The sequence below is a fragment of the Streptomyces sp. NP160 genome (assembly GCF_006335115.1).
In the GTDB taxonomy this organism is placed as follows: domain Bacteria; phylum Actinomycetota; class Actinomycetes; order Actinomycetales; family Quadrisphaeraceae; genus Quadrisphaera.
In genome coordinates this window covers 64,988-71,075 of sequence record NZ_VDMJ01000025.1, presented here as the reverse complement: position 1 = coordinate 71,075, position 6,088 = coordinate 64,988, and the positions used below count along the sequence as shown (strand labels likewise).

8 protein-coding genes are annotated in these 6,088 nt (G+C 78.2%); 2 read left to right on the top strand and 6 right to left on the bottom strand.

The features are described from left to right. Window positions 1-326 (bottom strand): hypothetical protein (locus tag FHN55_RS14480; protein WP_139713030.1); only part of this gene is annotated, 326 nt, incomplete at its 3' end. Window positions 327-699: 373 nt separating this feature from the next. Here FHN55_RS14480 and moaA point away from each other — a divergent pair. Continuing rightward, window positions 700-1,734 carry a GTP 3',8-cyclase MoaA gene (moaA, locus tag FHN55_RS14475; protein WP_218974678.1) on the top strand — a complete coding sequence of 345 codons (1,035 nt, stop codon included), beginning with the start codon at window positions 700-702 and terminating at the stop codon, window positions 1,732-1,734. 1 nt (window position 1,735) lies between these two features. Continuing rightward, entirely contained in the window at window positions 1,736-1,996 is a 261-nt protein-coding gene (locus FHN55_RS14470; protein ID WP_139713029.1) for a MoaD/ThiS family protein, read from the top strand. Window positions 1,997-2,003: 7 nt separating this feature from the next. Here FHN55_RS14470 and FHN55_RS14465 read toward each other — a convergent pair whose 3' ends face one another. The 5 genes from FHN55_RS14465 to FHN55_RS14445 are packed head-to-tail and all read right to left on the bottom strand — an operon-like array spanning window position 2,004 to window position 6,085. Beyond that, window positions 2,004-2,312 carry a hypothetical protein gene (locus tag FHN55_RS14465; RefSeq protein ID WP_139713028.1) on the bottom strand — a complete coding sequence of 103 codons (309 nt, stop codon included), beginning with the start codon at window positions 2,310-2,312 and terminating at the stop codon, window positions 2,004-2,006. Beyond that, window positions 2,309-3,208, bottom strand: coding sequence for a signal peptidase I (locus FHN55_RS14460; protein WP_139713027.1), 900 nt, complete (start codon window positions 3,206-3,208; stop codon window positions 2,309-2,311). Before FHN55_RS14460 ends, FHN55_RS14465 begins: the two co-directional genes overlap by 4 nt. A 1-nt stretch (window position 3,209) precedes the next feature. Then, window positions 3,210-3,995 carry a hypothetical protein gene (locus FHN55_RS14455; RefSeq protein WP_139713026.1) on the bottom strand — a complete coding sequence of 262 codons (786 nt, stop codon included), beginning with the start codon at window positions 3,993-3,995 and terminating at the stop codon, window positions 3,210-3,212. Between the two features lie 54 nt (window positions 3,996-4,049). Next, window positions 4,050-4,724: a LuxR C-terminal-related transcriptional regulator gene (locus FHN55_RS14450; RefSeq protein ID WP_139713025.1), complete on the bottom strand. Its 675-nt coding sequence runs from the start codon at window positions 4,722-4,724 to the stop codon at window positions 4,050-4,052. Further along, complete coding sequence (locus FHN55_RS14445) at window positions 4,721-6,085, bottom strand: ATP-binding protein (protein ID WP_139713024.1); 1,365 nt, start codon at window positions 6,083-6,085, stop codon at window positions 4,721-4,723. Before FHN55_RS14445 ends, FHN55_RS14450 begins: the two co-directional genes overlap by 4 nt. Between the last annotated feature and the right edge of the window lie 3 nt (window positions 6,086-6,088).

The following is a 6,088-nucleotide window of genomic DNA, read 5'->3' as shown; positions in this document are numbered from 1 at the left end:
ACCGCCTCCCGGGTGCTGGGGTCCTGGTGGGCCAGCCAGCAGCAGAAGGTGTAGATGGCGGCGTCGGTGGCCTCATCGGGACCGCAGATCGGGCGCAGGTCCTCATCGAGGTGGTCATAGGCCGCCGCCAGCTCCTGCTCGCTGAAGGCAGCAGGGCCGGGCAGGCGCCCGGCGGCGGTGATGGCGTCGCGGGCGGGGCGGTGGCGTTCGGGGCGCGGTCCGCGCAGCGGGCCGGGGGTGAGCACGCCGGGGACCCGGCGGCGACGGCGCCGCTGGGGCGGCGCGGGGGAGGGGGTGCCTCCGGGGGTGCGCTCGCCGCTGCTCACGGACGTGATCTTACCGAACATGCGTTCGGTAGCGCAACCTGACTAGGCCCCTGACCTGCACCTCAGCGCCTCTCCGCACTCGTCAGCGCGTCCAGCAGGCCGAGCATGCACCCCGGCACCGACAGCCCGTACAAGGGACGCAGAGAGGCCTCTGCGCGGACCACCCTGCACCCGAGGGGTGCTCCGTCCGGTCGCTCGCGAGACGGCCGCAGCACACAGGGCGACCTAGGGTGGAGGGGTGAGCGTCGCCCTCGGCATCCCGCGGCTGCGCACCTCCGCGCCCGCCGCGGGCCGGGAGGGCGCAGGCGCGACAGCAGCAGACCTCCTCACCCCGCTGCCCGCCGACCGTCCGCCGGTCACCGCGGCGCCCGGCCTGCTCGACAAGCACGGACGCACCGCCACGGACCTGCGCGTGAGCCTCACCGACCGCTGCAACCTGCGCTGCACGTACTGCATGCCGCCGGAGGGCCTCGACTGGACGCCGGCCAGCCAGCTGCTCAGCGACGACGAGGTGGTCCGCCTCATCACCATCGCCGTGGAGCGCCTCGGGGTCGACGAGGTCCGCTTCACCGGCGGCGAGCCGCTGCTGCGCAAGGGCCTCGAGCGCATCGTCGCGGCCACATCGGCGCTGCGGACCGCTGACGGCAGGTCCCCCGAGACGTCGCTGACCACCAACGCCCTCGGCCTGCACCGCCGTGCGGCCGCCCTGGCGTCCGCGGGCCTCACCCGCGTCAACGCCTCCCTCGACACCCTGCAGCCCGAGCGCTTCGCGCAGATCACGCACCGCGACCGCCTCCACGACGTCCTCGCCGGCCTGCGCGCCGCGGCCGACGCCGGGCTCGGCCCGGTCAAGGTCAACGCGGTGCTGCTGCGCGACACCAACGACGACGAGGCGCCCGACCTGCTCGAGTGGGCGCTGCGCGAGGGCTACCAGCTGCGCTTCATCGAGCAGATGCCCCTCGACCCCCACGGCGCCTGGGACCGCTCGCAGATGGTCGACGCCGCCGAGGTGCTCGCCTCGCTGGCCTCCCGCTTCCAGCTCACGCCCGAGCCGAGCTCGGTGCGCGGCTCCTCCCCCGCCGAGCTCTGGCACGTGCGGCGACCCGGTGCCCCCGCGGACGGCGAGGAGCTGGGCTCCGTCGGCGTCATCGCCTCGGTGACCCGGCCCTTCTGCGCCGACTGCGACCGCACCCGCCTCACCGCCGACGGCCAGGTCCGCGAGTGCCTCTTCGGCTCCCGCGAGCACGACCTTCGCGCCCTGCTGCGCGGCGGGGTGACGGACGAGCAGCTGGCCGACGCCTGGCGCGGCGCGATGTGGGGCAAGGTCGCCGGGCACGGCAGCGACGACCCCGCCGCCGTCGGCTTCGGCCAGCTCCCCACCCGCCCGATGAGCGCGATCGGCGGCTGACGTGGAGCTGCAGGTGCGCTACTTCGCGGGCGCGGCCGCTGCCGCGGGCGTGGACGAGGAGCTGGTGCAGGTCCACGACGCCGCCACCGCGGCCGACCTCGTCGCGGAGCTGGCCCACCGCCACCCCCGGCTGCGCCCGGTGCTCGAGGTCGCGAGCCTGCTGGCCGACGAGGTGGCCGTCCGCGACCGCAGCGCTGCGCTCGTGCCGCCGGACGGGCGCCGGCTGCAGGTCGACGTCCTGCCGCCCTTCGCCGGAGGCTGACACGCCGTCACGACGACGACGACGTCGTCGGCTCCCCGGTGGAGACCGGCGCGGAGGCGGTGGCGGTCGACGTCGGGAAGGACTCGTCGGTGGGTCTCTGGGTCGAGGTCGGTGACGGGGTGGAGCGGACGGGGGCAGCGCCCCACGTCCCGGCGGCCACGCTCGTCCGCACCTCGGCGGTGGCGCTGAGCTCCGCCAGCGTGGTCCCCGCCCCGGCGGCCAGCACCCCCAGGGCGCCGCCGGTGAGCCAGCAGCCCAGCGCGCACGCGCTGAGCGCGGCCGCCGTCAGCAGCGACCTCCCGCGCGACGGGCTCATGCCCTCAGCTGCGGCGAGCCCGGCCCGAGGGGCGCTGACAGCGCTCCGCTGCGCTGGACGTCGGCGCGGGCGAGCGCGCGGAACCGGTCGACGGCCTCGTCCACCAGCGCCGGCGCCGCGGTGAGAGCCACGCTGACGGTGGTGTCGGTGGTGGCCAGGACGGTGCCCGCGCAGGCCTCCACGGCCCGCTCGAAGGCGGCCAGGTCGAGGCGGTCGCCGACCTCCAGGGTCACCACCGCGAGCTCCCGGCTGGCGGTCCGCCCGGCCCAGGGGCTCGGGGGCTCCGGCCGCCGGCGGTCGCGGGCCGCCGCGACCAGCTGGGAGCCGGCGTACACGAGCAGCCCCGTTCCGGCCAGGAGCACCGCGACCACGCGCTCGGAGACCCCGCCCACGCTGCCGCGCAGCAGGTCGCTGGCGTACCCGACCCACGGCACGGAGTACCAGAGCTGACCGCGGACCGCGCTGGCCGGCACGGGCTGGTCGTCGTCGTCGTTCGCGTCGCCGCGGGTGGTGAGCTGCAGGGCGCCGGAGGCGTCGTGGTCGGTGGCCACCACGCGGTGGGTGATGAGCGCGCCCCCGCCGGCCACCTCGTAGGTGACCACGTCGCCCGCGCGCAGCGAGGCCGGGTCCACCGGGCGCACCACGGCCACCGACCCCGCGGGCATGCCGGGGGCCATGCTGCCGGTGAGCACCACCAGCGGCGTCGCACCCGCGGCGCGCGGCACCAGCACCGCGGCCGCCAGCGCGGCGAGCACGGCCGCCAGCGCCACCACCGCCGCCGCGGTCACCGCTGCGCGCAGCGTTCGCCGCGCAGCACCGCGCACCGCACCACCCCGCGCGGGCCTGACCACCACCGCGGTGTGCCGGCCGGTCCGCGCCGACGACGACGCGGGCACGTCAGGCGCCGGTCGGGGCGCCGGTGGGCGACGGGCTGGTGGCCGGGGTGACGACCTGGGCGAGGCGCAGGCGCACGTCGAAGTCGGCGGTGTCGCCCTGCACCGCGTTGTTGTCCTCGCGCAGCGGCAGGGTCAGCGTGACGCGCACGCAGGCGGCGCCCTTCGACGGCACCGGCGCCAGGTCGGAGAAGTCGACGTAGCGCGGCCCGTTGACGATCGCCGCCACCGAGGCCGGGTCGGCCAGGTAGGTCTCGACGGTGGTCGAGGTGGTCGACGACCCGGGGGCCTCGACGGTCTTCGTGGTGGTCACGGGAGCCACCGGCAGCGGCCCGACGAGCACACCGGTGCGGCCGGCCGTCGCGGCCGGGCAGCGCGCGTCGACACCGCTGCCGGCCACCGCGGGGAACGCCACCGCTGAGACCAGCGCCTGGTTGGCGAGGTCGCCGAGCCCGCCGGCGTTGCTGCTGCAGTCGGCGTCGAAGAGCACCTCGTCACCGCTGCAGCCGTTCTCCCGGTTCACGAGGTTTCCGAGCGACACCCCCAGCGCCGCGGGCGCGGTGCTGCTGTTCTGCACGAGGAAGGTCTGGGAGACACCCGGCCCACCGGGCACCAGCGCCCCGCCACTGGCAGCGCCGGCCGTGGCGGCGCCCACCGAGAAGCTCGCCGCGGTGATGCGGGAGGCGGACACCGTGCTGGTGGACGAGAACGCGGCGTAGGTGGTGCCGGCGCCGAGCAGCGCCAGCGCACCGCCCCCGGCCAGCGCCGCCTTGATGATCCTGCCGTTCATGGCTCCAGGGTCGAGGCCCGCGCGGGGCTCGGTCATCGTCGAAATCGATGAAGCTCAGGCGGCCTCGCGGGCCCACCCGGCGCGTCGGGCCGCCGCGGCGGCGGCCAGCTGGGAGCGCACGCCCAGCTTGGTGAGGACGGCGCGGATCTGGCTGCGCACCGTCGCCTCGGAGACGCAGGCGCCCTCGGCGATGTCCGCGGCCGCGACCCCGTCCACGAGCGCGTCGAGCACCGCCTGCTCCCGCGGGGTCAGGGCGCGGAAGGGCGCCAGGCGCTGCGCCTCCTCGCGCTCGGCGCGGTCGGCGGCCAGCAGCAGCGCGGCGCGCTCGCGGGCGCGCAGCACCTCCTCGCCGGCGGCGACCGCCTCCACCGCCGCCACGACGTCCGCCAGGGGACGCTGCTTGGAGACCACCGCCCAGGCGCCCGACCTCAGGCAGCGCCCCCACCGGGCGCGGTCCTCCTCGGCGGTGAGCACCAGCACGGGGGCGACGTGCGCCAGCTCGCCGACGAGCCGGTCACCCCCGGTCGGGTCGCCCGCCCCGAGGTGGAGGTCGACGACGACGACGGCGGGCGGGCGCTCGGCCATCTCCGCCACCAGCTCGTGGTGCAGGTCGGGACGGCGCGGCGGTGGATGCACCTCCGCGGTGTGCCCGGAGGCGCGCAGCGACGCCGCGAGGGCCTGGGCGAGCAGCTGGTGGTCATCGACCAGCACGACCCGGGAACCCGTCACCGTGCGGTCACCTCCTCGTGGGCGTGGGCGTTGCGGGCTGCGGGCAGGCGGAGCTCGAACCGGGCGCCGCGGTCGCTGGCCACCAGGCGCAGCGAGCCGCCGTCGGCCTCGGCGAGGGCGCGGGCCGATGCGAGGCCCAGCCCCTCCCCTGGCGCACCGGCCGGCGCCAGGCGCGTCCCGGCCGCGAAGACCCCATCACGGGCGGCAGCGGGGACGCCGGGCCCGTCGTCCTGGACGACGAGGAGCGCCGCACCGCCGTCCTCGGGGGCGGTGGCGGTGAGGGTCACGGCGGCGCCGGGCGCGTGGCGCAAGGCGTTGTCGAGGAGGTTGGCGACGGCGCGCCGGACCGCGTCCTCGCTGCCCAGGGCCGGGACGGGCGGCCCCGGCGGCGGGCCCGTGACGTCCAGGCCGCGCGCCCGCCACGCGGTGACCACCGGGGCGACCGCCTCGCGCAGGTCCACCACGCCCGGCGCGCCCGTGCCGCTCAGCAGGTCGGCGGGTCCGCCGAGCAGCCGCTCCACGCGGCTGAGCTCCTCCTGCAGCGCGGCGGCCAGGGCGCGCTGGTCGGCGGCCGCGGCCACGGCCACCTGCTGCCCCGTGAGCACGGCGCTGGCGGCGCGGACGGCCGCGAGGGCGCTGCGCGCGTCGTGGCGGCGCACCCGGTCCTCCTCGAGGTCCGCCGCGGACCGCTGCAGACCCACGAGGGCGCGCAGGCCCCGGACCCGCTGGGCCCGCAGCGCCGCCCGCAGCCGGCTGAGGGCGAGTCCCAGCGCGGCGCCGCCCCCGGCGCCCAGGGCCACCGGCCAGAGCAGGGACCAGGGGTGCTGCGCCACGGCGGAGACCGGAGTGAGGGGCGCCAGCCAGCCCGTCCCCGCGAGCGACGCCGCCCCTGCGGCGGCGGCGAGCACGAGACCGCTGCCGCCGAGCACGGCGAGGCCGGGCCGCACGGCGGTGTCCACCTCGGCGCCGCGGCGCGCTGCGCGCGCGTGCGGGACGGCCGCCAGGAGCCCGGCGGCCAGCGCGACCGCCGTCACGGGGACCGCGGCGCCCGGTGCGGCGCTGCTGGCCAGCCAGGCCGCCAGCGGGCCGGCGCCCCCGGCGAGGGCGAGCGCCACGGCGGCGTGCGCGGGCCGGGCGCGCCCGCCCACGCGCCAGGCGCACAGGAGGAGCACGGTGGCCACCACGAGCGGGGCGGCGCCGACCACCGCGGCCAGCGCCGCGTGGGGATCCGCGCCGGTGGCGACGTCCAGGAGCGCAGCGGTCCCGGCGCCGCCGGCCGCTCCGGCGCCCAGGGCCCTGCGGTCGAAGCCGTCACCGGGGGCGGGAGGCCGGCGGTCGGGACCGCGGTACGGACCGTCCATCGC